A 23330-nucleotide genomic window follows, 5' to 3' on the forward strand; every position below is an offset into this window, starting at 1 on the left:
GGCCGGAACGAATAACCGTACAGCCATATGGTTATTGGGTTTTTACCGTACGCTGCTACGGTTATCAAGTGCCGAGGATCGCCGACCACGAAGAACGCCGCCGTCAGATCGCGGACGCCGTCTGCCGGCTCATCACCGAACAGGGCCTGGACGCGGTGACCGTGGCGCGGACCGCCGCGACCGCCGGGATGTCGGTCGGGCTCGTGCAGCACTACTTCCGCTCCAAGGACGAGATGCTGCTGCACGCCTTCAAGGAGGTCAGCGCGCGCATCAAGGGCCGGGCCGACGAACGGATCCGGGCCGGCATCGAGCACCGGCGGCCGATCTCACACGTCCTGGCCGAGGCGCTGGCCGAGTTCCTGCCGCTGGACGAGACGCGCCGCACCGAGTTCCGGGTGACGCGGGCGTTCGCCGGGCGGGCCCTGGACGCGGCCGCGCTCGCCGTCGTCGACGTGGAGACCGCCCACCGGCTGCGCGAGGACGTGGCGCGGGCCGTGCACAACGGCAAGGAGTGCGGCGAGGTCGCGCCGGAGCTGGACCCGTGGCCCGCGGCCGTCCGCCTGACCGCGGTCACGGAGGGCCTCGCCATGCAGGTCTACCGGGACGCCGCCCAGGGCACCGGGCCGTCCGCGGGCGAGGTGGCCGCCGCCGTCATCGCGGACGAACTCGCGGTCGTCTTCACGGGCGAGTGCCGGCAGTACGCCGCGGCCGGGGGCACCGGACCGGCCTGACGGTCGCGCGGCACGGGTGGGTGCCCGGCTGCTCGGGCACGCCACAACTCCGTATGTTCTGGGGCATGTTGACGAGGGCGGCGCCCGCAGTCGTGTTGCGGGTGCCGCCCTCGTCGTGACCGGGCTGTCTTAGAGCTCGATCCATTCGGTGGAGGTGGTGACCTCCTTGAGCAGGTCGGGCAGCGGTGCGACGCCGAGGCCGGGGCCCGTCGGGACGTCGAGGTGGCCGTCGTCGAGGACGAACGGCTCCGTGATGTCCGTGGCGAAGTAGCGGTGCGAGCCGGAGGTGTCGCCGGGCAGGGTGAAGCCGGGCAGGGCGGCCAGGGCGACGTTGGCGGCGCGGCCGATGCCGGTCTCCAGCATGCCGCCGCACCAGACCGGGATGCCGTGCGCGCGGGCGAGGTCGTGGATGCGGCGGGCCTCCAGGTAGCCGCCGACCCGGCCGGGCTTGACGTTGATGATGGAGCAGGCGCCGAGCGAGATGGCCGCGGCCGCGTGGGCGGCGGACTCGATGGACTCGTCCAGGCAGATCGGGGTGCGCATCACCTTGCCGAGCTGGGCGTGCTGGACCATGTCGTCGTTGGCCAGGGGCTGTTCGATCAGGAGCAGGTCGAAGGCGTCGAGCTTGGCGAGGTGCTGGGCGTCGGTGAGGGTGTAGGCGGCGTTGGCGTCGACCTGGAGCAGCAGGTCGTCGCCGAAGCGCTCACGGACCGCGCGGACCGGCTCGATGTCCCAGCCGGGCTCGATCTTCAGCTTGATGCGGACGTAGCCCTCGGTGACGTAGCGGTCGACGGCGTCGAGGAGTTGCGGGACGGTGTCCATGATGCCGACCGAGACGCCGCAGGGGACGCGATCGCGGGCGGCGCCCAGGTATCCGCCGAACGACTCGCCCGTGGTGCGGAGTTGGGCGTCGAGGACCGCTGTCTCCAGGGCCGCCTTCGCCATGCGGTGGCCGGTGAAGGGGTCCAGGATCCGGCCCACCTCCTGCGCGTCCACGCCGTCCTTGGCGCCCGCCCCCAGCAGGGCGGGGATCAGGAAGGAGCGCAGGACGTTCTGGGCGCCGTCGACGTACTCGGAGCAGTAGCGGGGCTCGGACATCGCGCCGCACTCGCCCCAGCCCTCGCCGTCGGCGGTGACGACGCGCACCAGCAGCACGTCGCGGCTGGTCTCCACGCCGAAGGAGGTGCGGAACGGGGCGACCAGCGGCATCGCGATGCGGCGCAGTTCGACGCCGGAGATCTTCGTCTTCATGGGGTGGGGGCTCCTCAGGGCTGGCGGTCGGGGCGGGGGCGGCGGACGACGTAGCGGCGGCGTTCGTGGAAGCCGGTGACCTCGGCGCCCTCGGCGAGGAGGTCGCCCAGGGTCTCGCGTACGGCGAGGCGCCAGGCGCGGGCGGCGGCCGGGTCGGTGCGGCGCAGGGACTCGATGTCGTCCGGGAGGTCGATGAGCACGGTCTCGGCGTCGGTGGCGAGGGGCTCGGGGAGGCCGCCGTGGTCGCGCAGGGCGTGCGCGGTGCCCGGGGGGAGCTCGGCGGCGGGCGGGGCGGGCTCGGTCAACTCCCAGACGGCGAGCACCCGGTCGGACTCGTCGCCGCCGTTGATGGCGTCGTCCATCTCTCCGTAGAAGGAGGTCAGGTACTCCTCGGGGCGGGCACCGAGCTTGACCAGGTTGAAGTAGGCGTTGCGGCGGATCAGCGGGTCGTAGGTCCAGGTGATGCGCTGGAGGCCGCGCTCCAGGGCCCACTGCCGCTGGTGCAGCTTGAGGGCGAGGCCCGCGCCGCGGCCCATGACGGCGCCGGTGATGTGGGAGTGCAGGCAGCTGCCGACGGGATCGCCGAAGAAGGCGACGGAGGCACCGGTCAGGCGGTCGCCCTCGTAGGCTCCGGCGACGTAATTGCCCGCGTGCGAGAGGGCCTTGATGACCTCGGCGGAGATGGGGGTGCTGCCGGGTTCGCTCCCCCAGATGTCGGCGTAGAGGTGGCTGACGGCTTCGAAGTCCGCCATGCCGTGGAGCTCTCGTACGGTCGGTCGTATGCCGCCCGCCGGAGTCGTCGAACTCAGCGGGCTCATCGGGCTCGTGGGGGTCATGGGGGTCACTGGAGTGCTCCGACGAGGCGGGTCAGCAGCCGGGCGCGGTCCGGCATGGTGGCGGTGACGACGTGTTCGTGGTCGGCGTGCGCGCCGTCGCCGACCGGGCCGAGGCCGTCGAGCGTGGGGCAGCCGGCCCCGGCGGTGAAGTTGCCGTCGGAGGCGCCGCCGACGGCGGCCTGCCGCAGCGGTTCGAGGCCCAGCCGGGCGGCCTCCTCGGCGGCCTGCGCGAAGAGCTTCCGGGAGGAACCGGCGTCCAGAGGCGGGCGGTTGGGTCCGCCGCCGATGTCCAGGCGGGCGCCGGGGACCCGCGGCGTGAGGGCCTTGATGTGGCGGTCGACGGCCTGCTGCGCGGCGGGGTCGGGCACGCGGACGTCCACGGTCAGTTCGGCGAGGGCGGGCACGGTGTTGTTCGCCGTTCCGGCGCGCAGCAGTGTGGGGGTGACCGTCGTCCCGGGTCCGGTGGCGGCGGTGACGTCGGTGGCGATGCGCTCCAACGCCAGGAGCTGGTGGGCGAGTTCGGTGCCCGCGTTGATGCCCTTCTCCGGTTCGAGCCCGGAGTGGGCGGCGCGGCCGTGGACGGTGAGCTCGTACAGCGATACGCCCTTGCGGCTGGTCTTCAGGGCTCCTCCGGGTGCCGAGGGCTCCAGGACGAGCGTGGCCGAGCACTGGCGCGCGAGGTCCTCGATGAGCGGGCGGGAGGTCGCCGAGCCGGTCTCCTCGTCGCCGGTGACGAGCACGCAAAGGCCGTCCAGGGAGGGGAGTTGAGACAGGGCGTGGAACATCTGGACCAGCCCCGCCTTCATGTCGAAGACGCCGGGGCCGCGGGCGATGCCCTGCTCCACCGACCAGGGGTGGGTCCTGAGCGTGCCGGTGGGCCAGACGGTGTCGTGGTGGCCGAGCAGCAGGATGCGCGGGGTCCCGAAGGTCCACTGGAGGTGGGTGATGCCTTCGCTGACGAGGGTTTTGGGTGCGGCGCCGAGCAGTCGGCGGCCCTGCGCGGCGACGACTTGGGCGCTGCGGGCCAGGGCGTCGTGGTCGGCGGAGAAGGACTCGCAGGTGACGAGCTCTTCGAGGTCGGCGAGCATGGCGTCGAGCGCCGGGGCGGGGTTGTCCGGCGCATGGCCGTCCGACGCGTGGCCCTCCGGCGCGTGGCCCTCCGGCGTGGTCGTGCGGGCGTCATCGTGCGGCATGGGCGGTTCCTTCCGTGCGTGCTGCCTTGTGCTCGTCGCGTACGGCCGTGCGGCCCTCGCGGACTCCCAGGTGTTCCTCGCGGACTCCCAGGTCTTCCTTGCGGACTCCCAGGTGCGCGGCCATGAGCCGCCGCATGTTTCCGCCCAGGACCTTCAGGACGTCCTCCTCGGGCAGGCCACGGCGCAGCAGCGCCTCCGTGACCAGGGGCATCCCGGCCGGGCCCTCGAGTTCCGGGAAGTCGAAGTGGGGGTCTTCGCCGTCGGTGTTCTCGCAGCAGGGCGGGGTGACGTCCGCGATGACCTCGCGGACGAAGTCGGCGCCGAGGCCGACGTGGTCGGTCCCGGCCACGGAGGCGATGTGTTCGATGTGGTCGACGACGCGGTCGACGCCGACCTTCGCCTGGTCGTCGGTGAGGAAGTCGGGGATGAAGTTCACGCACACCACGCCGCCGGTGGCGGCCACGCCGCGGATCTGTTCGTCGGTGAGGTTGCGGTGGTGGTCGCGCAGGGCGCGGGCGTTGGAGTGGGTGGCGATCAGCGGGCGGGTGGCGAGCTCCAGGACGTGGGCGACGCCGGAGGCGCCGAGATGGGAGATGTCGAAGAGCATGCCCAGGCGCTCCATCTCCTGGACCGCCAGGGTTCCGGGGGCGGTCAGGCGGCTGCCGGTGGCGTCCTCGCGGCTGCCGTCGGCGAGCGGGGTGCGGCCCCAGTGGGCGATCGAGGCGATCCGCACGCCGAGCCGGTGGACGGTGGAGAAGAGCTCGACGGAGGCGTCGAGGCCCGGTGCGCTCTCCAGGGCGAGCACGAGGGCGATCCTGTTCTCGGCCAGGGCCCTGTCGATGTCCGCGCCGTCGAGGCACAGCGCGACGTGTTCGGCGTTCTCCTCGGCGAGAACGTGGGCGCACTCGATCATGCGGAGGGTCTGCCGCAGCGCCCCCTCGGGCCGGTACTGCTCGTCGATGAACACGGGCAGGACCTGGATGTCGATGCCGCCCGCGCGCAGTTGTGGCAGCCACCGCTCCCGGAAGAAGCTGCCCCAGCGTTCCGGTGGGCGGGCGGCGACGGCCATGAGAAGGTCGTTGTGGGCGTCGGCGACGACGGCGCGGTGATGCAGGTCCAAGGACACGACGGGGCCTTTCACGGTGCGGAGCCCAGGGTTTCGGGGAGGGGCCTGGGTCAGGACCTCAACGTAGGCAGGTCGGACCTCCCCGCTCTTTGGCCTGCAGAACAAATCAGTGGCCCTCCACTTGGACGGCAGCACAAGGCCGCCGATCGGCCTCGTGTCCGCGCAGCCCCGGACGCGGGCTAGCAGATCGCGCGAGACGGCCCCTTGGCCGCACGGCCAAAACCCGCCCCGGATGTTTGGCTGGGCACCGCATGCACCGGGCCTGCCCAGGCCCGACGGTGTACGGCATGCACAAGGACACCTTGCGACGAAGGACCACTCTTGCCGCAGCACTGGCAGTCACGGCCTCGCTGATGGCTGCCCCCGCCGCGTCGGCCTCGTCGGGCGCATCCGCCCCGGCTTCCGGCTGTGACGCCCACCCGATCCAGAAGGCGCTGGACGCGCTGGAGCACGTCGGCGCCTCCGGCATCAGCGTGACGGTGAAGAGCCCCGACTGCGGCCTCCTCACCACCGGCATCGGCCTCGCCGACCTCAAGACGGGCCGCAAGGTCGTCGGCAACGAGCACAGCCGCATCGCCAGCAACACCAAGACCTGGGTGGCCACGGTCGTGCTGCAGCTGGTCGGCGAGGGCAGGCTCCGGCTCGACGACACGGTCGACCACTTCTTCCCCGGCCTGATCCGCACCGACCACTACGACGGGCGCAGGATCACGGTGCGCCAGCTCCTGCAGCACACCAGCGGCCTGCCCGACTACCTGGACGCGTACGAGAACGAGGACGACTACCGCTGGGACCACCTCGAACCGCTCGACACGGTCAGGATGACGCTGAAGCTGCCGCCGCCCGACGACCGGACACCGTCCGGCTTCGCCTACTCCAACACCAACTACAACCTCGCCGGGATGATCGTCTCGAAGGTCACCGGGCGCGGCATCGGCACCGAGATCAAGCAGCGCATCATCCGTCCCCTCGGGCTGCGGCACACGTCCTGGCCCGGCGACCGGACCACGCTGCCCAAGCCGGAGCTGCGCGGCTACGCGGAGCGCAAGGGCAAGCTGGCGGACCGTACGGAGTGGAACGTCTCCGGCGCCGACGCGTCGGGGGCGCTGGTCTCCAACGGGGCCGACGTGACCGCGTTCTGGTCGGCGCTGCGGGGCGGGAAGCTGCTGGCCCCGGCCCAGTTGGCCGAGATGGAGAAGACCATCACGACGGACGCCCCGAGCGAGCGCTACGGCCTGGGTGTCGAGCGCTACGAGACCGTCCCCGGCTTCGTCACCTGGGGTCACAGCGGCTCCATGGAGTCCGGGCACAAGCTCAGGAACGCCGTCACCGGGGACGGCCGGCGGGCGGTGACGCTGCTGATCGGCTCGGAGCGCTTCGACTCCGACAAGGTGGACGCCATCATCGGCAGGCTCATCCACGACCTGCGCTGACCGGGTACCGGCCCGGCGCCCCTGTCTGAGCCTGGCTCAGGCAGGGGCGTCGGGCTCTGCCAGCACCCTCAACTGCAGCCACAGCACCAGCCGTTCGTCGGCGTCGTCGAGGTCGATGCCGAGCTGTGCGCCGATCTGCTTGAGGCGGTAGCGGCAGGTGTTGGGGTGCACGGAGAGCTGTCTGGCGGCGCTCGCCACGTCGCAGCCCGTGCCGAACCAGGCCGTCAGGGTGCGGGCGTACTCGGTGCCGTACTCGGCGTCCGCGTCCAGCACCCGCTGCCAGGCGCCCGCCCTCAACTCCCCGCGCTCCCGCATCACATCGGCCAGCCGCAGCAGCGTCACCCGGGGCCGTATCTCGTCGACGGCGGCCACCGGCAGGGCGTCGTCCAGCAGCCGCAGCACCGCGTCCGCGTCCGCGCGCGAGGCCGTCACCCCGTCGCGGCAGGACACCACCGCGCCGAGCGCGGCCCGTACGGGCACCCGCAGCGAAGGCCCGGCCCGGCCCACGATGTCCTCGGCCAGCTGCCGGTGCCGCCGGTCGGCCGTCGTCCGCGCTTCCGGTCCGCCCGCCCCGCCGCTTGCCTCGGGGGCGGGCAGCAGCGCGTACACCACCCCGTCCAGGAGTACGCAGGCGTGCCGTCCGTAGCGGGCATCGCACTGCAGTCGTACGAGGTCCAGGAGGCGCAGCGAGGTCCGCTCGGCGTCGGGCACGCCGGCCGCGGAGTCCAGCGCGAAGGCGGCCACCCGGACCGCGTTCCAGCCCAGCCGGTGCGCCGCCGTCGCCGCGTCGGCCGCGCCGTCCAGCAACCGGCGCAGCAGGTCGGCGTTCTGATGCCGGGTCAGTTCCTGGGCGGCGCGGCGGCGCAGCAGGAGCAGCGCGGCCGTGGACACGCCCTGGGCCAGGGTCTGTTCCGCGTCGGGGGCGAGGGTGCCGGTGTCGACCACCCAGATCGAGCCGAGGGGTTCGCCGCCGGCCCGCACCGCGCAGGCGAGGCGGGGCAGGTCGGCCGCGGTGAGCGGGGGCAGGCGCACCGGTGCGGGCGCGGCGAACACCTGCCGGACCTGCTCCGAGTTGTCCACGCTGCCCGGGACTTGAAGGCCGAGGATGCCCTGACGGCGGTCCTCGTCGACCGGCTGGCCCGGCACGGTGGAGTACGCCAGGATCCGCTGGCGCGGGTCCTCCACGGCGGTGGCGCCGCCGGTCGCCGCCGCGATCGCGTCGGCCAGCGCGAACAGGTCCCCGAGTCCGGCGCCCTGGGCGGAGCGGGCGTCGACGGCCGCGGCCAGCATCAGATGGACGTGGTGCCAGGCGGTGTCCTCGCCGACCGTCAGGAGCGCCACGCCGTGCGCCTCGGCCTCGGCGGCCGGCCCGTCCGTGCCCCGCACCACGACTCCGGTCATGCCCGCCTCCGCGGCGGCCCGCACGAGCGGACCGGCCTCGGCGGCCCGTACGCCGACCGCGAGCAGCAGGGCTCCGGGCGCGTGGGGCAGCGGGGCGTGCGCGTCGTACAGGAGCACCTCGGTGACCGGCGAGCCGGTTCCGGCGGAGGCGGTGTGGAGCCGCAGGGCCGGGCTGCCCACGACGTCGATCAAGTCGCCGAGCGTACAGACGTCCATGGGCCCGGGTGCTCCTCACTGCCTCGGCCCCCGGCCCGGCCGCACCGCCGTCCCGGGTCGGCTGCCACCGTGGCAGCCACAAGGATGATGACGGTTGGGCCGTGGAGGTTCAGGCGGCTTCGAAGATCGGGGCACGCCGGCTACACCGCTGCCGCGTTCCCCGTCGGCGGCGCGTCCTGGAGGTGGGCGGCGGATTCGGCCGCGGTGTACGAGGAGGCGAACGTGAACGCGCGCGGGGACGGTCCGTGCGCCCGCAGCTCAGCCAGCCGCTCCAGGGCCTCGCCGACGGTCGGGATGTGACCTGCGGGCACCCACCAGAGCACCAGGTGCGATGCGACGTGCCGCGCGAAGAACTCGCGACGCCGCCGCATCACTTCCAAGTGCCCACTGCGGTACGCGAAGTCCCACAGCGCCTCCTGGGTCTCCCACACCGAGAGATTGACGATGACGTCCTCGCCCGCCGGACGCAGACCGGTGGCGTCGGGTGCCCCGTCCTCCACGAGCCGCCATACGAAGCCGGGTGCGCCGTCGGCGGCGGCGTTGACCGGGTCGAGCATCTCGACGAACGGGGCCAGGCTCGGGTGGTCGAGGGGGTGGAGGAGCGTGGAGACGTTGAGTTGGGCGAGGTGGGCGGCGGGCGGGGCGGGCGCGGAAGAAGCGGAGGACCTGGAGGACCTGGAGGACGCGGAGGGCGCGGAGGAAGCGGGAGGCACGGATGCGGTCATGGCTTCATCCCAGCAGTCCCGACTTTCTATGTCAACGCCCATTGTTTTTAGAAGCTTCGACCACGACGCAGCACTCCCCCGGCCGGGCGTCCATGCGGGCGCGGACCGGACCGTCCGCGCCGAGCAGCCCCTCCAGGAGTGCGAGGTTCATGCCGCAGACGAGCGGCGGGAAGCGTTCGGCGACGGCATGGAAGGGGCAGTTGCGCATGCGCACCGCAGAGGCACCTGCTGCCTCTTCCTTCTCTTCGGCGCCTGCGGCGTCTACTGCGTCTGCGGCGCCTTCCATGTGCGGTTCATAGCCGCGGGCGGCCAGCACCTCCATCGCCTCGTCGAGGCCGCCGCAGGGCGCCGCCTCGCCGCGCAGTTCCTCGCCCCGGCGGCGCGCGGCCGCCCACAGTCCGGCGTCGAGACCGGCCTGTTCGGCGGCCTCCGCCAACAGTTCGGCGGCGGTGCGGTAGTCGCGGGCGGGCAGCGACACCGAGCGCTCGGCGCGCGCCCGCATGTAGACCTTGGCGGGGCGGCCCGCCCCCGGCCCCGAGCGCCCGGTCAGCCGGCGGCTGCCGCTCTCGAGCAGCCCGGCCTCGGTCAGCTTGTCCAGGTGGTGGGCCGCGAGCGTGCGCGCGACCCCCGCCGCCTCGGCCGCTTCGTTGCGGCCGACCTCTCGACCCCGTGCCGCCACGTACTCGTACAGGCGGCGCCGTACCGGATCCTGCAGCGCCGCGATCGCCTCGATGTCTTCCACGCGGACATTCTAGAAACAACGCAGGTTAGAGATAGAAAGGTGGGCGGCAGACCACCATCGGCGCCCTCGAAAAGGCAACCACTCCTTGACAGTTTCGGATTGTCAAGACGTACTTGCCTCATGGCCCTTCCAGACCTGGACGATCTCATTGCCGAAGTCGACCGGCGCTGCGACACCGCGCACCGCCCCGACGGACAGGAACAGCCCGACTGGCTCGCCCTGTTGACGGTCGCCGCGCAGCTCTCGGGCCAACTCCAGTCACTGGCCGACGACTTGGTCGAGGACTATGTCGAGCACTGCCGGATGCACGGCTCTTCGTGGACCGACATCGGCGCCGCGCTCGGCGTGACCCGGCAGGCGGTCCAGCAGCGCTTCCACGCACCGCACAAGCGCTACGGCCCCGAGACGATGACCGAGGACCTGCGCCGGGCGATGGTGCACGTCAAGAAGGCGGCGGTGCAGCACCGCAACAACTACATCGGCACCGAGCACCTGCTCTGGGGCCTCACCGCGGAGGACAACAGCGCCACCCGGCTCCTGCAAGCCGCGGGCGTGGCGGCGGAGGAGGTCCACCGGGGCGTCGGCGACCGGCTGAGTATGGGTGCCTCCCAGGCGGCCGAGCGGATCGCGTGGACGCCCTACTCCCGTAAGGCGATCGCGCTCGCTGAGGCGCGGTCCGGGCACGACGACTCCGAGGGCATCGACTGCCACCACCTGCTGCTCGGCCTGGCCGAGGTGGGCCGTGGAGTGGCCGCCGACGTCCTGAGGGGAGCCGGATTCGACGCGGCCGCCCTCGACGCCTTGATCGCGGACGCCGACCGTCCGGCACAGCAGGGGTAACTGCGCTGCTAGCGTGGGCCGTTGATCCGGCTGATCCAGCTGATCCAGCTGATCCAGCTGATCCAGCTGATCCAGCTGATCCAGCTGATCCAGCTGATCCGGCTGATCCAGCTGATCCGGCTGATCCAGCTGATCGAGGGGGAGAAGGCAGCACGTGGCATCGACGACGTTCAGCATCGGCGGAGACCTGAAGGTCCGGCGGCTCGGGTTCGGGGCCATGCGCCTGCCGACCGAACCCGGTCCGGACCGCGCGTCCTCGCTCACGGTCGCCCGGCGGGCCGTCGAGCTCGGCATCACCCTCATCGACACGGCGTATCTGTACGGCGGGGGCGCCAACGAGGAACTCCTCGCCGAGGCCCTGCACCCTTACCCGGACGACCTGTTGATCACCACCAAGGTCGGCGTCGCCCGGGACTCTGCGGGCGAGTGGCAGCTCAACGGCCGACCGGAGGTGCTGCGCGACCAGGTCGAGCAGGCGCTGCGCCGGCTGCGCGTGGAGCGGATCGAGCTGCTCCAGTTGCACCGCGTCGATCCGGAGACTCCGCTCGCCGACCAGGTCGGCGCGCTGCGGGACCTGCGGGACGAGGGCAGGATCGGCCGGATCGGGCTGTCCGAGGTCACCGTCGGCCAGCTCGACGAGGCCCGGGAGATCGTCGACATCGCGAGCGTGCAGAACCACTACAACCTGCTCGACCGCGAGCACGAGCCGGTGCTCGCGGCGTGCGCGGCGGCGGGGATCGCGTTCCTGCCGTGGCGCCCGGTCGCCTGGGGAGAGGCGGGGGCGAGCTCCGAGGTCACCGCCGTGGCGGCCGACCTCGACGCCACCCCCACCCAGGTGGCGCTCGCCTGGCTCCTCGGCCGCTCCCCGGTGATCCTGCCCATCCCCGGCACCACCCGGATCGACCACCTCGAGGAGAACCTGGGGGCCGAACACCTCCGCCTGACCCCGGCCCAGCGCGACCGCCTCGACGCCCTGGCCTAGGGCCTGTCCGGCGGATCAGGCCGCATGATTCCGAGCTGTGCCGTCCGTCGCTGGTGAGCGGGCTGTGGTGCGTCGAGATGCAAGGCGGAGGAGGGCGACAACGCGGAGCGTCGGCAACCGACGACAACGCCGCAGACCGGCGTGGAACAGCCCGCGACCGCGGCAAGATCCGCCGGACAGGCCCTAGGTGGCCGGGGTGGGGCTCTGCCCCGTGCGGCGGGGCTCCCGTCTCCGCCGACGAGGCCGTACGGCAATATAGGTGCACCTGACACTTAACACTGCCGCGCCACCGAGGACCCCATGCCGCACATCACCGTCGACTACACGGCGACGCTCGACTTCGACTGCCGGGCGTTCATCGAGGAGCTCCATCCGATGGTGCGGGAGCGGTCCGCGACCCGCGGCGTGTGCAAGACCCTGTGCCGAGCGGTCGAGAGCCACAGCGACGGCCCCCACGCGTGCGTCGCACACGTCACGATCGGGCTCATGCCGGGCCGCACCGAGGCGGTGAAGGACCGGCTCGCGGACGATGTGCTGGCGCTGCTCGGCAAACACATCACCACCCCTGGAACCGTGACGTCCGCCGAGGTCCGGGACCTGCCCACGAGTTACCGCATCCACACGCCGTAGGAGTTCGGGGCGGGACGCGTCCCAGGGCGTTGTCATGACGCGGGTTGTTTGCGCAGGCCATAACGGTGTACGTCCCAGATTGTCGTCATCTCGGCGGTGGTTGTGGTGGGGGTGCGGCGGTGGCGGTGAGCCTGGTGGTCGTAGGGGTTGCGGTGCCCTGGCGGCGCGGCGACCACGGGTGATCCAAGGGGAGGAACGGAACTCATGGCGACTCGGACCCTTCGCAGGTCCCTCACGGCCGGTGTGCTGGCCGCGGGGCTCAGCCTCGGCCTGCTGTCGAGCGGTGCGCTCGCCGCGCCCGCCCACTCGACGGCGGCGCCGTCGTCGTCACCGGCGGCGGCCGACGACGTGCACATCCAGAGCAAGGCGTCCACGACCCTGTACATCCAGGGGGCCAACGCCCGGGTGTGGAAGACCTGGTACCGCTACAGCGGTGGCGGCTACAAGGGGCACTTCGGCGCGAGCCGGGTCAACGGCGCCGACGTCTACGCGCACATCTACTGGAACTCGGGCCGCTATCAGTTCAAGAAGCTGAAGCCGGGCAAGTCGTACGTCTACTACGGGGCCAAGAAGGTCCTGCTCCAGCTGTGCGGCGACTACGAGTGCTCCGGGAAGTGGTGACCCTGCGACGGCGCGACGGCGTCAGCCCTCGTCGTCCTTGACCTCCAACGCCCGTCTCGCCAGGCCCACGAACGCGAGATGGGCGTCCCGGAAGTCCCGGTACGCGGCGTCGTATGCGTGCCGGCGCCCGGGGTCGTCGTCGCCTGTCAGCGCCTTGAGCAGCGGCTGGACGCGGCGTGCCCGGTGCCGTACCTGCTCGGCGGCGGTGGACACCTCGGCGGGGCCGTCGAGCCGGACCTCGTGGAGCGCCTTGCTCATGCCGCCGATGACCGGGCCGATGCGCTCGTACATCTGCGCAAGGATGCGGTCCTTGTCGGCCCGGTCGCTCGCCGCGTCCACGGCGTCGATCTGCCAGACGACCTCGTTGAAGGCGTGCGCGCAGGTCATCAACTCCCGGTAGGTGGAGCGGCGCCGGTCGCGCTGCTCCCGAACGGCCTGTGCTCGCGCGGTGGTTCGGGCCTGGGCCAGGGCCGCGCGCGAGGTCGCCCGCGCGGTGATGTAGCTCGCTCCGAGCGCGGTCAGCGCGGTGAGGACGCCGACCCACAGTCCGCTGTTCGCCATGGCCGGAGATTCTGTCAGCCGTGGGCGGCCTCCAGGCCGGGAGGGGAGTCGGCGGGCTCGCGGCGCAGCCACAGGGACCCCGTGGCGCAGAGCACCGACAGCGCGACCAGGGCGATGCCGACCCATGGGGTCCAGTCGATGCCGGCCAGGCTGATCACCGCGCCGCCCAGCGCCGCGCCGAGGACCACGCCCAGGTGCATCGCCGAGGTGTTCAGGGCCACCCCGGCGCTGCCGCTGTCCGGGTCGCTGCCCAGCAGATAGTTCTGCACCGCCGGCGAGATCATCCAGCTGACAGTGGACCACACCATCAACGCGCAGAGCAGCAGCCACCGTTGCCCGACGGCGCGGGTGAGGGGGATCGCCAGCATGGATGCGGCGAACAGCACCGGGACCACCACCAGCGCACGGCGGTGGCCGATGCGGTCGCTGAGCCAGCCGCCGAGGTAGCCGCCGCCGATCGCCGCCGCGCCGATCAGCAGCAGGGTCAGGGCGATGCTTTGGCTGTCGGTGATGCCCGCGACCTGCTCGAACCAGGGGGTGATGTAGGCGAAGAGCGTGAAGTGGCCGCCCAGCAGCAGGATCGACACCAACTGGGCCAGATTCAGGGCCGGGTCGCGCAGCTGGCGGCGGTACGCGGCGCCGTCGGCCGCGCTGTCCAGGGCGCGGCGCGGCAGGGCGAAGCGCAGCAGGGCGGCCAGCGGCAGCGAGTACAGGGCGATGGCGGCGAAGATCCAGCGCCAGCCGAACCACTCGTCGACCAGCACTCCGGCCGGTACGCCGAACACCAGCGCACCACTGATGCCCATGAAGATCAGCCCGATGGCGCGTCCGCGCTGTGCCTTCGGTGCCAGCTCCACCGCCAGCAGGCTGGACTGCATGATCAGCAGCCCGCTGCAGGCGGCCATGCCGATGCGCATCAGCAGCAGCGGAACGTAGCCGGGGCTCAGCGCGGCGCCCGCGTTGAACGCGGCGGACACCACCAGGGTGACCACCAGCAGGTGGCGGCAGTCTGCGCCGCGGGTCAGCCAGCCGAGCAGGGGCGCGGCGACGGCGAAGCTCAGCGAGTACAGGCTGGTGAGCTGGCCCGCGAGGCTGAGCGAGACGTCGAGGTCGGCGGCGAGCGAGGGCAGGACGCCGGTGAGGATCGCCTCGGCGAGCCCGGCGGCGAACGTACAGAGAGTCAGCAGCAGGAGGCGAAGATCCATGGTGGCCCCGATTCCCGGTAGAGGGTTTCGGGCACGCGGCCTCGGTTATCCCGGCTGGATGGCGAAGAGACCCGGGAAGGTTAGATGAATCGGAAACCGTGTACAAGCGTCCGGGCGTGGGCGACCGGCCCCGGACGGCCTCGTCCTGGCTTCCGGCTTAGGGTGGATGGCGCATGTCAGGGACCCGGGTGACGGACAGGAGGCTGCGGTGGCCGAGACGACTCCGGCCGAGGTGAGGGCGGAGCTGGCCGGGCTCGAGGACCCGAAGGCACGCGCGGTGAACGAGAAGCACGGTGACGATCACGGTGTGAACCTCACGAAGCTGCGCGCGATCGCCAAGCGGCTGGGGACGCGGCAGGACCTCGCCCGGGAGCTCTGGGCGACGGACGACAGCGCGGCACGGCTCCTCGCGACCCTGGTCTGCCGCCCGAAGGAGTTCGGGCGGGACGAGCTGGACGGCATGCTGCGCGAGGCGCGCACGCCCAAGGTCCATGACTGGCTCGTCGTCAACGTGGCGAAGAAGAGCCCGCACGCCGAGGAGCTGCGCCTGGCCTGGACCGCCGACCCGGATCCGGCCGTCGCGAGCGCGGGCTGGGCGCTGACCACCGACCGCGTACAGAAGAAGCCCAAGGGTCTCGACCTCGCGGGGCTGCTCGACGTCATCGAGGCGGAGCTGAAGGACGCCCCCGACCGGCTGCAGTGGGCGATGAACTTCTGCCTGGCCCAGATCGGGGTCAAGCACGCCGAGTACCGCGCCCGGGCCCTCGCCATCGGGGAGCGCCTTCAGGTGTTCAAGGACTATCCGACTCCCCCGGGCTGCACGTCCCCGTACGCGCCCACGTGGATCAACGAGATGGTGCGCCGCCAGGGCGAGTAGGCGGACCGGCGGGTTCCGCCGACTCTCCCACTCCCCCTCCCCCCCGGGCCGGGCCGAGGGATCGACCCGGACGACGGGCGCTAGTGCGCCGCGAGCCGCTCCACCAGACCGATCCCCCGGGCCAGCAACTCCCGTTCCTCGCGCGTCAGTTCCGCCTCGATCGCCCGCGCGAGCCAGTCCGCCCGGCGCCCCCGCTCCTCCTCCAGGAGCTCCTGCCCCGCGGCGGAGAGCTCGACCAGGCTCTTGCGGCCGTCGGTCGGGTGTGCCCGGCGTGTGATGAGCCCCTGCTCCATGAGCAGTCCGACGGCTCGGGCCATGGACTGCGGGCGCACCCGCTGGTCGGCCGCCAGTTCGCTGGTCGTCATCGCGCCACTGCGGTCCAGCGCGCCGAGGACGGCCACCTGACCGTGCGGCATCTGGTCCTCGAGCTTCACGCGCCGCGTGAGCTTTCCCATCGCGGTGCGCAGTTCGGCCGCGACGGTGGCGGATTCCGGAGTCGTCAGGGGCATACCGGATTTTAACGCAGCACTGCTGCTCAGCCGCCCTGCACAGCAGGACTGTACAGCAACACTGAATAGCAAAGCTAAACAGCACGACTGCACAGCATTGCTGTAGAGTTTTCGGTGCCGGGTTCAGCGCCACCGTCGCCGCAGCCGGACCCCGGCACGCATGCGACCAACGGGAAGGGCTCCCATGACCGCCATCACCACCGTCACCGGCCGCCGCGTCCTCGACAGCAGGGGCAACCCCACCGTCGAAGTGGACGTGGAGCTGGCGGACGGATCCACAGGCCGGGCCGCAGTCCCCTCCGGCGCCTCGACCGGCGCCCGCGAGGCCGTCGAACTCCGCGACGGGGACCCGGCCCGCTGGCACGGCAAGGGCGTCGACCAGGCGGTGCGCCACGTCGGCACGGAGCTGGCAGCGGCCGTCATCGGGCGCGAGGCCGAGGACCAGGCGGGCCTCGACGCCGCGCTCGTCGCCACGGACGGCACCCCCGCCAAGTCGCGGCTCGGCGCCAACGCGATCCTCGGGGTCTCCCTGGCCACCGCCAAGGCCGCGGCCGCCGCCCACCGCCTGCCGCTCTACCGCTACCTCGGCGGCTCCGACGCCCGGCTGCTGCCCGTACCGATGATGAACATCGTCAACGGGGGCGCGCACGCCGACAATCCACTGGACTTCCAGGAGTTCATGATCGCCCCGATCGGCGCGGAGACCTTCGCCGAGGCCGTGCGGATGGGGTCCGAGATCTTCCACACCCTGCGCCGCGACCTCCTCGCCGCCGGGCACTCCACGGGTGTGGGCGACGAGGGCGGCTTCGCGCCCTCGCTGCGCACCGCCGAAGAGGCCCTGGACTTCGTCGTCGCCGCCGTCGAGCGCACCGGGTACCGGCCGGGCACGGACATCGGCCTGGTCATGGACCCGGCGTCGTCCGAGTTCTTCCGCGACGGCGTCTACGACTACGCCGGGGAAGGCGTACGGCGCACGCCCGCCGAGAACGCCGACTACCTGGCCAAGCTGATCGACTCCTACCCCATCGTGTCGATCGAGGACCCGATGGCCGAGGACGACCTGGCGGGGTGGCAGGAGCTGACCGCGCGGGTCGGTGCGCGCTGCCAGCTCACCGGTGACGACGTGTTCTGCACGAACGAGACCCTGCTGCGCGAGGGCATCGCCTCCGGTGTCGCCAACTCGGTCCTGGTGAAGGTCAATCAGATCGGCACCCTGACGGAGTCCCTGGCCACCGTGAACGCGGCCCACCGCGCGGGCTACACCGTCGTCATGTCGCACCGCTCGGGCGAGACGGAGGACACGACGATCGCGGACCTGGCGGTGGCCACGGGCTGCGGCCAGATCAAGACCGGATCGCTGTCCCGCTCCGACCGCACCGCCAAGTACAACCAACTCATCCGGATCGAGGAGCAGTTGGGCGACAGCGCCCGGTACGCGGGCGCGGAGGCGCTGCGTCTGCGCCACTAGGGCGGACAGCCGCCAGGCCGGACACGGCCTACGGCGGTTCCGGCGGCGCCTGGAAGCCGTCCTGGGTCCAGGTGGCCTCGAACGGCATGTCGGGGTCGAGGTTGCGGATCCGTGCGGACATGTCGCGGTCGGCGACGAGCAGGGTGATGTCCGTGGTCGTGGGCAGATCGATGCCGTGCCGGGTCGCGAAGGCGTACGGGTCCGCGACCGCCTCCCGGGCCAAGTCGGGGTCGGCGGCCAGCGATTGGAGGAGTTCGCCGATGTGTGCGTCGTCGCCGAGGGCGATGAGGCGGACGTGCTTGGCGATCGACCGCTCGACATCCGCGAGGTCGCTCTCCAGCGCCGACCGCGACGGGCCCGGCTTGGGTTCGTCGGGCCAGGGCGGCCTGCGGCGGAGCAGTCGGCGCAGCCTGGCCGACTGCTCGCGCAGGTCGGCGAGATCCTGCCGGTGGCCTTCGAGCAGGCGCTGGAGCGTGACCTGGTGCGGGTTGTCGGGCATGGGCGGTCTCCAAGGCGTGGCGGTGCGTCAGCGGCGGGTCCGTCAGAGGCGGGTGGACCAGTCCCCGTGCTGGTACGTCATGACGGAGGCGACGGTCAGCTGTCCCTGGGCGTCGAGGGTGAACCCCATCACCGACCACAGCCGGTCCGGCTCGCCGGGGACATCGGTGACGACCCAGCGACCGCGCTGTGCGGGCACGGAGTTGGCGTCGAGGCTGAGCAGCGTCACCGAGGCGCCGGAGTCGGTGAACGTCTTCTCGCCGGAGTAGTTGTCGATCCAGCAGTGGTACTCCCCCGCGACGAAGGCCCCGGCGACCCGGCTGACGGTGATGCGCTCGGGGCCGGTGGCGTCGCGGTCGTCGACGTCCAGGCGGACGAAGGGCACCGGCTGCATGGTGGTGAACAGGCAGTGGAAGCGCCCGTTCGCGTTGTCGGGGCCGGAGGCGTGCAGATCGAGGTCGCGCGGGGCGGCGCCCCAGTCGAGCTGCACGATGAACGCGGACGGGGCCAGCACCGCCATGTCGCGGCGGAGCCGGATGGTGACGGTCAGCGTGCCGGAGCCCGGGATGCTCGCGCTGACGGTGCTCGGCAGATACCCGGACTTGCCCGCCCGTACGGTGGCGCCGCCCGCCGGGCGGACGGCGGTGAAGGTGGCCTGGGGCGGGGTGCCGCCGGTGGTGGCGGTGCGCACCGCCGTGTCGCTGGTGGTGAGGCGGACGGCCGCGGCGTCGAGGGGCTGGTCGTTGTCGGCGTCCAGGACACGGACGACGACGGTGGCCGCGCTGAACTGCACGACGATTTCGATGTGCTTGCCTTCGGGGCCGATGGTCACGACGCGGTCGGAGCTGGGGTCCTGGTCGGTGGACACCTTGAGCTGCCGGTGCGGCACGCACGCGAACTGGAAGCGCCCGCTCAGGTCGGTCCTCGTCTGGTACGGATTGCCGTCCAGGTCGAGCAGCGCGTTGCCCTGCAGGTCGGTCAGGTAGACCCACTCGCCGGGCATGGGGCTGCCCGCGGTGTCGGTGACCCGTCCGGTGACCATGGTGCAGTCCAGGCCGATGGGCACATCCACGGAACCCCGGTCGGGGACCTGGGCGGTGACCGTCCTGGTCTGGAAGCGGTCGGCACTGGCCTGCAGTTGGAGGGAGCCGGCGGGCACGCAGTCGCGGACGGCTCCCTCGACGACAGCGGTCAACCGGGCGCGGCCGTCGGACGGCGCGGGCGGTGTGTCACCGGCGAACGGCTCGCTCGGCGCCAGGGCGGTGACGTGCGCGCCCGCCACGGGCCGCCCCGTGGCGTTGCTCGTGACCACGGCGGTGACGCCCGCGCAGGTGCGGCAGGGGGTGTCGGTGGGCGGCCGCCAGCCCAAGTCGGGCCGGACCTCGTTGAACTCGACGGTGAAGACGGTGGCCGCCGCCCCGCCGGGTGCGGCGTCGCCGTCGACGCGGCGGGGGCCGGTGTCGTCACGCAGCCGCCAGCTCCGCAGCGGCTGGACGGCGTTGCGCGTACGGAAGGTGAACGTCGCCTGATCCCCGCTCCCGATCGGCGTACCCGTCGGGGCCGGGCTGCCGCCCTCGATCTTGGTGATGGTGAACGTCCACTCGATCGGGTCGCCGGGCCGGTAGGCCGGGTATCCGGCGGTGAGCGGCGACGTCACCAGGACGGAACGGTCGGGACCGCCGAACTGATAGGTCACCAGCTGCGGATCCTTCTTGCCCTTCTTGGGCAGGAACAGCACGCCGTGGTCGATGCGCACGAGGACGTCCGGCAGCGGCCGCCAGGTGTCGTCGACGGCGCGCAGCACCATCTGGTCACCGCTGCGCACCGGCCACGTCGTCGGCTCGTCGATGAGGAACGTGTCCCAGGGGCCCGGCACTTCGGAGGTCGGCCCGAGGTAACCGGCGTACCCGGTCGGCCCGTTGATGGCCCTCAGGTACCGGCCGTCGCCGGTACGGATGCGCAGGGCGTTGGCCTTGAGCGGCGCGGGCCTGCACCCACCGTCGACACACTCGCACCATTCCGAGCAAGGCGGCCAGCAGCTCATGCGGTCCCCCGTTTCCCCGCGTCATCTCTCTCCTCGGCAGCGTTCCCGGTCGGGCCGTGTGCGAGGCAGGGACCGTCGGGTCCCTGTCCCGGGCCATTCGGCCGGGCCGTTCAGCCCTGCACCATGGGCGATGTAGCCCGGGCCGCCGCCACGCCCGCGGTGCCGAGTGCGCCGCCCGGACCCCAGTGAGATGAGGTCCGGGCGGCCCGGCGGGGAGGCCAGGGGTGGGAGCGTTACCGCTCGCGCCGCTTCGGTGGTGCGGTGGCGCCGGACTTCGTGCTGCCGCCGTGGATCACGAACTGTGAGCCCGGTTCGGTGAGGATGTCGCCGTCGCGCGAGTCGCTGATCTTCACGCCGGTCAGCGTCGCGCTGCCGCGGGCGCCGCTCATGGCGAGGATGCCGGAGCCGTTGGTGGACTTGGAGATCGTCACGTCACTGATCTTCACGTCCGGCATGGCGCCGCCGCCCGTCTTGAACTGGATGCCGTCGTACGTCGAGTCGTGGATGTCGGTGTCGCGGATCGTGACGCCCGGGATGTCCTGGCCCTGGGCGAACAGGGTGATGGCGCCGAACTCCTGGTCCTCGTTCCAGAAGGCGCCGCCCGTGCGGTAGAGACCGTTGTTCGCGATCAGTGTCTGGCCGGAGAAAGGCAGCGGGTCGTGGTCGGTGGCGAGCATGATGCCGGGGTAGTTCATGGTGTCGTGGACCAGGTTGTTCTCGATCTTGTTTCCGTAACCGCCGTAGACCGCCAGGCCGTTGGCGCGCCAGGGCAGCTGGATGGTGTTGTTGCGGAAGGTGTTGTCGTGGCCGATGTCGGTGGCGGGGTCCTTGACGTACTTGTTGGCCCACACCGCGAGCGCGTCGTCTCCGGTGTTGCGGAACGAGGAGTTGTGGACGGTGGAGTTGCGGGTGCCGTTGGAGAAGTTCACTCCGTCCGCGTAGGTGTTGCGGATGCGGACGCCGCTGAACTCCAGGCCGTCGCCGGGGCCCCACAGTTCGGGGATGTTGCTGTAGTCCCGGCCAACCCAGGCGCCCACGTTGGCGTGCTCGATCCACACGTTGCTGATCTTCGTGTTCTTGCCGAAGCGGCCGTTGAGTCCGACGCCGCCCTCCTGGTTGCCGTCACCGCCGCGGATGGTGCCCGAGCCGAAGATGGCGAGGTCGGAGATCTTGGTGTTGTCGTCGATGTCGAAGCCGAAGTTTCCCTCGTGCGGGTGGTTGATGCCGCCCGCGTCCTGGGGCGGGGTCAGGGTGTAGAGCTGGGAGTGCCACATGCCCGCGCCACGGACGGTGACGTCGCGGATGCCGACCTGGTTGTAGTCACCGCGGTTCAGCGGGTCGTCGGTGAGGATCTTCTGTTCCTGGCGCCACTGCCCCGCCGGGATCCACACACAGGAGATGTCGCCGTTCTGGTCGGCGGTGACCGCCTTCTGGATCGCGGTGGTGTCGTCGATGCCGTCGTTGGGGATGGCGCCGTACTCGGTGATCGACGTGCACTCGGCGGGCTTGTCCTTCGGCGGGGCCACCTGCTCCAGGTCGATCAGGTCGACGACGTAGAAGGCGGCGTCGTCTCCGGCGTCGCGCTGCAGCCGGAACGTGGTGCCCTGGGGATAGGTCTGCTCGAGCAGCGCGTGCGACTCGTCGAACAGGCGCCGTGCGTCGCCGCCCGGCCGGTTCGTCAGGCCCTCGGGCTGGTCGGTGTTCCCGTACAGCCAGCTGTGCTTGGAGGAGAGGGTCACCTTCTGTACGAAGGTTCCGTCGGCGTAGAGGCTGAGGGTCTTCTCCTGGCCGCCGCCGCCCGGGGCGTCGGGTATGGAGTTGCGCACGACGAGGGAGTTGGCGGCGCTGGTGGAGGTGAACTCCACGTACTGGCCGGTGGAGTTGAGGCGCACGGACTTGCGGCCCGAGGACTCGGTGGCGAAGTTGGTGTGCCCGAAGGTGCGCTGGGCGTCGCTCTCCAGGAGCGTGCCGTCGTACCTGGCGTCCTCCGCCTCGTACTCGGTGTAGGGCACGGCCGCGCCGCGGCCGACGACGATCGAGCGGGCGAAGACATTGTTGTCCTCGTCGGTCTCGGGGACGGTGTTCGTGGCGTCGGCGGTGGCCGTGAGGGTGGCTCCGCCGCTGGTCGCCTTCCAGCTGCCGCCGATGTCGACGGTGGCGGCTGAGCCTGCGGGGATGGCGGGCGCGGTGCCGTTCAAGGTGGTGCCGCCCACGGTGAGGCGGGTGACCGAGCCGGCGCCCACGGCGGTTGTGCCGCGGTTGTGCACCTTGACGGCGAAGGTGACGTCCGAGCCGACCGCCGGGCTGGCCGGGTCGGAGGTGATGCCGGTGACCTCCAGGTCGGGCCCCGGAGTCCGGCCGACCGTCAACTTCTTGTCGGCGACGCGGCTGTTGTTGTCGTTGTCCTGCTCGGGGACGGTGTCGTCGGGGTCGACCACCGCGGACACGGTGTAACTGCCCTGCTTGCGCTTGCCGACGGTGACCGGAACGGTCGCGCTCGCTCCGGCGTCCAGGCCCGCGACCGGGGCGCTGCCGACGACGGTGCCGTCCAGGCTCACCTTCACCGTCGTGGCGCGCGCCGCCGCCGAACCGGCGTTGCGCACCGTGGCGTTGACCTTGACGTCATCGCTCTCGGTGGGGTCGGCGGGCTGCCAGGTGAGGTCCGTGAGGGTGAGGTCCGGGTTGGGCGCCGGGGCGCCCATGACCTGGAACTCGGCGACCTGGGCCCCGTATCCGGAGCTGTTGTCGAAAATTTTCAGTTGAATGTCGGCGTACCGTCCGTTGACGGGGATGGTCACCGCGTTCTGGTTCGACGAGGGGTCGAAGGTGTAGGTGTCCCGTGCCTTCAGGGAGGTGAAGCCGTCGGCGGACTGCGCGCGCCCCAGCACCTCGATGCTCTGGGTGCGCTTGGACCAGGCCGCGTCGGGGTTCAGCTTGACCACGACCGATTCGAGTTCGGCGTCGGCTCCGAGCTTCACCGTGAGCGTCGAGGGATGGCTGCTCGACTCCCAATAGGTGCTGGTGCTCTTGTCGTTGGCGTTGCCGGCGACGTAGTTCTGCGTGGTGGAGGAGGCTTCGATCGGCTTGCCCGGCGCGAGGTTGGTGGCCTGGGCCGCGTCCGGCACGGGGGCCGGTCGCGCGGGCGCCGCCGCCGGGGCCGGTCGCGCGGGGGCGGCGTGGGCGTGCGTCGGGGCGGCGTGCGCGGAGGCGGGCAGGAGCCCGATGGCCATCAGTCCCACGGTGAGCGCGGCGGCGGTCAGCCGCTTGCCCGGTTTCCATCTCATGGGGGTCCTCTGCTTCCTGGGGGTGGGTTGCAGGTCTTGGGGAAAGGTGCAGGCCGAAGTGTGCTCAGGAAATTGCAGATCTCAAGTCTCAAGTTGAGCTGGCTAGTTCAAGACTTGCAGACACGGCACCCTAGGTTTGCCTCGCCGTATCAGACTG

At 71.6% G+C, this 23330-nt stretch carries 22 protein-coding genes; 8 read left to right on the forward strand and 14 right to left on the reverse strand.

Going from position 1 to position 23330, the window contains the following annotated elements:
* The first annotated feature begins 68 nt into the window (after window positions 1–68).
* Window positions 69–731 (forward strand): TetR/AcrR family transcriptional regulator, encoded by a 663-nt coding sequence (locus ACFWYM_RS25115; RefSeq protein ID WP_384841367.1) that lies wholly within the window; start codon window positions 69–71, stop codon window positions 729–731.
* A gap of 129 nt (window positions 732–860) precedes the next feature.
* Here ACFWYM_RS25115 and menC read toward each other — a convergent pair whose 3' ends face one another.
* The 4 genes from menC to ACFWYM_RS25135 form a co-directional block, all read right to left on the reverse strand.
* Complete coding sequence (gene menC, locus ACFWYM_RS25120) at window positions 861–1982, reverse strand: o-succinylbenzoate synthase (protein ID WP_384841369.1); 1122 nt, start codon at window positions 1980–1982, stop codon at window positions 861–863.
* 14 nt (window positions 1983–1996) lie between these two features.
* Entirely contained in the window at window positions 1997–2734 is a 738-nt protein-coding gene (locus tag ACFWYM_RS25125; RefSeq protein WP_384841503.1) for a GNAT family N-acetyltransferase, read from the reverse strand.
* Between the two features lie 89 nt (window positions 2735–2823).
* The gene (locus ACFWYM_RS25130; RefSeq protein WP_384841505.1) at window positions 2824–3906 is read right to left on the reverse strand and encodes a M20 family metallopeptidase; all 1083 of its coding nucleotides are present in this window, start codon (window positions 3904–3906) and stop codon (window positions 2824–2826) included.
* A 91-nt stretch (window positions 3907–3997) separates the two neighbouring features.
* Entirely contained in the window at window positions 3998–5137 is a 1140-nt protein-coding gene (locus tag ACFWYM_RS25135; RefSeq protein ID WP_384841372.1) for a dipeptidase, read from the reverse strand.
* A gap of 287 nt (window positions 5138–5424) precedes the next feature.
* Here ACFWYM_RS25135 and ACFWYM_RS25140 point away from each other — a divergent pair, with 287 nt between their 5' ends.
* Complete coding sequence (locus tag ACFWYM_RS25140) at window positions 5425–6570, forward strand: serine hydrolase domain-containing protein (RefSeq protein WP_384841375.1); 1146 nt, start codon at window positions 5425–5427, stop codon at window positions 6568–6570.
* Window positions 6571–6606: 36 nt separating this feature from the next.
* Here the strand turns inward: ACFWYM_RS25140 and ACFWYM_RS25145 are convergent, their stop codons facing one another.
* The 3 genes from ACFWYM_RS25145 to ACFWYM_RS25155 form a co-directional block, all read right to left on the reverse strand.
* Window positions 6607–8187, reverse strand: coding sequence for a PucR family transcriptional regulator (locus ACFWYM_RS25145; RefSeq protein ID WP_384841378.1), 1581 nt, complete (start codon window positions 8185–8187; stop codon window positions 6607–6609).
* A 140-nt stretch (window positions 8188–8327) separates the two neighbouring features.
* Window positions 8328–8912, reverse strand: coding sequence for a DUF3291 domain-containing protein (locus ACFWYM_RS25150; protein ID WP_384841381.1), 585 nt, complete (start codon window positions 8910–8912; stop codon window positions 8328–8330).
* Window positions 8913–8943: 31 nt separating this feature from the next.
* The gene (locus ACFWYM_RS25155; RefSeq protein ID WP_384841384.1) at window positions 8944–9654 is read right to left on the reverse strand and encodes a helix-turn-helix transcriptional regulator; all 711 of its coding nucleotides are present in this window, start codon (window positions 9652–9654) and stop codon (window positions 8944–8946) included.
* Window positions 9655–9774: 120 nt separating this feature from the next.
* On the opposite strand from ACFWYM_RS25155, the gene ACFWYM_RS25160 reads away from it, so the two are divergent.
* On the forward strand, window positions 9775–10494 hold the full coding sequence (locus tag ACFWYM_RS25160; RefSeq protein ID WP_384841387.1) for a Clp protease N-terminal domain-containing protein: 720 nt from the start codon (window positions 9775–9777) through the stop codon (window positions 10492–10494).
* A gap of 8 nt (window positions 10495–10502) precedes the next feature.
* Here ACFWYM_RS25160 and ACFWYM_RS25165 read toward each other — a convergent pair whose 3' ends face one another.
* On the reverse strand, window positions 10503–10655 hold the full coding sequence (locus ACFWYM_RS25165; RefSeq protein ID WP_384841390.1) for a hypothetical protein: 153 nt from the start codon (window positions 10653–10655) through the stop codon (window positions 10503–10505).
* On the opposite strand from ACFWYM_RS25165, the gene ACFWYM_RS25170 reads away from it, so the two are divergent.
* The 3 genes from ACFWYM_RS25170 to ACFWYM_RS25180 all read left to right on the forward strand — a co-directional run bounded on the left by ACFWYM_RS25170 (window position 10649) and on the right by ACFWYM_RS25180 (window position 12727).
* Complete coding sequence (locus ACFWYM_RS25170; RefSeq protein WP_384841393.1) at window positions 10649–11476, forward strand: aldo/keto reductase; 828 nt, start codon at window positions 10649–10651, stop codon at window positions 11474–11476. The two genes, ACFWYM_RS25165 and ACFWYM_RS25170, sit on opposite strands and share 7 nt — an antisense overlap.
* Before the next feature lie 300 nt (window positions 11477–11776).
* A complete protein-coding gene (locus ACFWYM_RS25175; protein WP_384841396.1) occupies window positions 11777–12106 on the forward strand; it encodes a 5-carboxymethyl-2-hydroxymuconate delta isomerase in 330 nt (109 codons plus the stop codon).
* A 204-nt stretch (window positions 12107–12310) separates the two neighbouring features.
* On the forward strand, window positions 12311–12727 hold the full coding sequence (locus ACFWYM_RS25180) for a hypothetical protein (RefSeq protein WP_384841398.1): 417 nt from the start codon (window positions 12311–12313) through the stop codon (window positions 12725–12727).
* 21 nt (window positions 12728–12748) lie between these two features.
* Here ACFWYM_RS25180 and ACFWYM_RS25185 read toward each other — a convergent pair whose 3' ends face one another.
* Both ACFWYM_RS25185 and ACFWYM_RS25190 read right to left on the reverse strand, forming a co-directional pair.
* Window positions 12749–13288 carry a hypothetical protein gene (locus ACFWYM_RS25185; RefSeq protein ID WP_384841401.1) on the reverse strand — a complete coding sequence of 180 codons (540 nt, stop codon included), beginning with the start codon at window positions 13286–13288 and terminating at the stop codon, window positions 12749–12751.
* Between the two features lie 14 nt (window positions 13289–13302).
* The gene (locus ACFWYM_RS25190) at window positions 13303–14493 is read right to left on the reverse strand and encodes an MFS transporter (RefSeq protein ID WP_384841404.1); all 1191 of its coding nucleotides are present in this window, start codon (window positions 14491–14493) and stop codon (window positions 13303–13305) included.
* A gap of 208 nt (window positions 14494–14701) precedes the next feature.
* On the opposite strand from ACFWYM_RS25190, the gene ACFWYM_RS25195 reads away from it, so the two are divergent.
* Window positions 14702–15370, forward strand: a complete 669-nt coding sequence (locus ACFWYM_RS25195) for a DNA alkylation repair protein (RefSeq protein ID WP_384841407.1) — start codon at window positions 14702–14704, stop codon at window positions 15368–15370.
* 80 nt (window positions 15371–15450) lie between these two features.
* Here the strand turns inward: ACFWYM_RS25195 and ACFWYM_RS25200 are convergent, their stop codons facing one another.
* Window positions 15451–15879: a MarR family winged helix-turn-helix transcriptional regulator gene (locus ACFWYM_RS25200; RefSeq protein WP_384841410.1), complete on the reverse strand. Its 429-nt coding sequence runs from the start codon at window positions 15877–15879 to the stop codon at window positions 15451–15453.
* A gap of 184 nt (window positions 15880–16063) precedes the next feature.
* Between ACFWYM_RS25200 and eno the strand changes: the two genes are divergently transcribed.
* Window positions 16064–17347 carry a phosphopyruvate hydratase gene (eno, locus tag ACFWYM_RS25205; protein WP_384841413.1) on the forward strand — a complete coding sequence of 428 codons (1284 nt, stop codon included), beginning with the start codon at window positions 16064–16066 and terminating at the stop codon, window positions 17345–17347.
* A 28-nt stretch (window positions 17348–17375) separates the two neighbouring features.
* Here the strand turns inward: eno and ACFWYM_RS25210 are convergent, their stop codons facing one another.
* From ACFWYM_RS25210 to ACFWYM_RS25220, 3 genes are all read right to left on the reverse strand, one after another.
* Window positions 17376–17846 (reverse strand): hypothetical protein, encoded by a 471-nt coding sequence (locus tag ACFWYM_RS25210; RefSeq protein WP_384841416.1) that lies wholly within the window; start codon window positions 17844–17846, stop codon window positions 17376–17378.
* A gap of 42 nt (window positions 17847–17888) precedes the next feature.
* On the reverse strand, window positions 17889–19889 hold the full coding sequence (locus ACFWYM_RS25215; RefSeq protein WP_384841418.1) for a hypothetical protein: 2001 nt from the start codon (window positions 19887–19889) through the stop codon (window positions 17889–17891).
* 233 nt (window positions 19890–20122) lie between these two features.
* Window positions 20123–23173: a CARDB domain-containing protein gene (locus tag ACFWYM_RS25220; RefSeq protein ID WP_384841421.1), complete on the reverse strand. Its 3051-nt coding sequence runs from the start codon at window positions 23171–23173 to the stop codon at window positions 20123–20125.
* Window positions 23174–23330 lie beyond the last annotated feature (157 nt).

It is taken from the genome of Streptomyces sp. NPDC059009 (assembly GCF_042740175.1).
Taxonomy (GTDB): Bacteria; Actinomycetota; Actinomycetes; order Streptomycetales; family Streptomycetaceae; genus Streptomyces.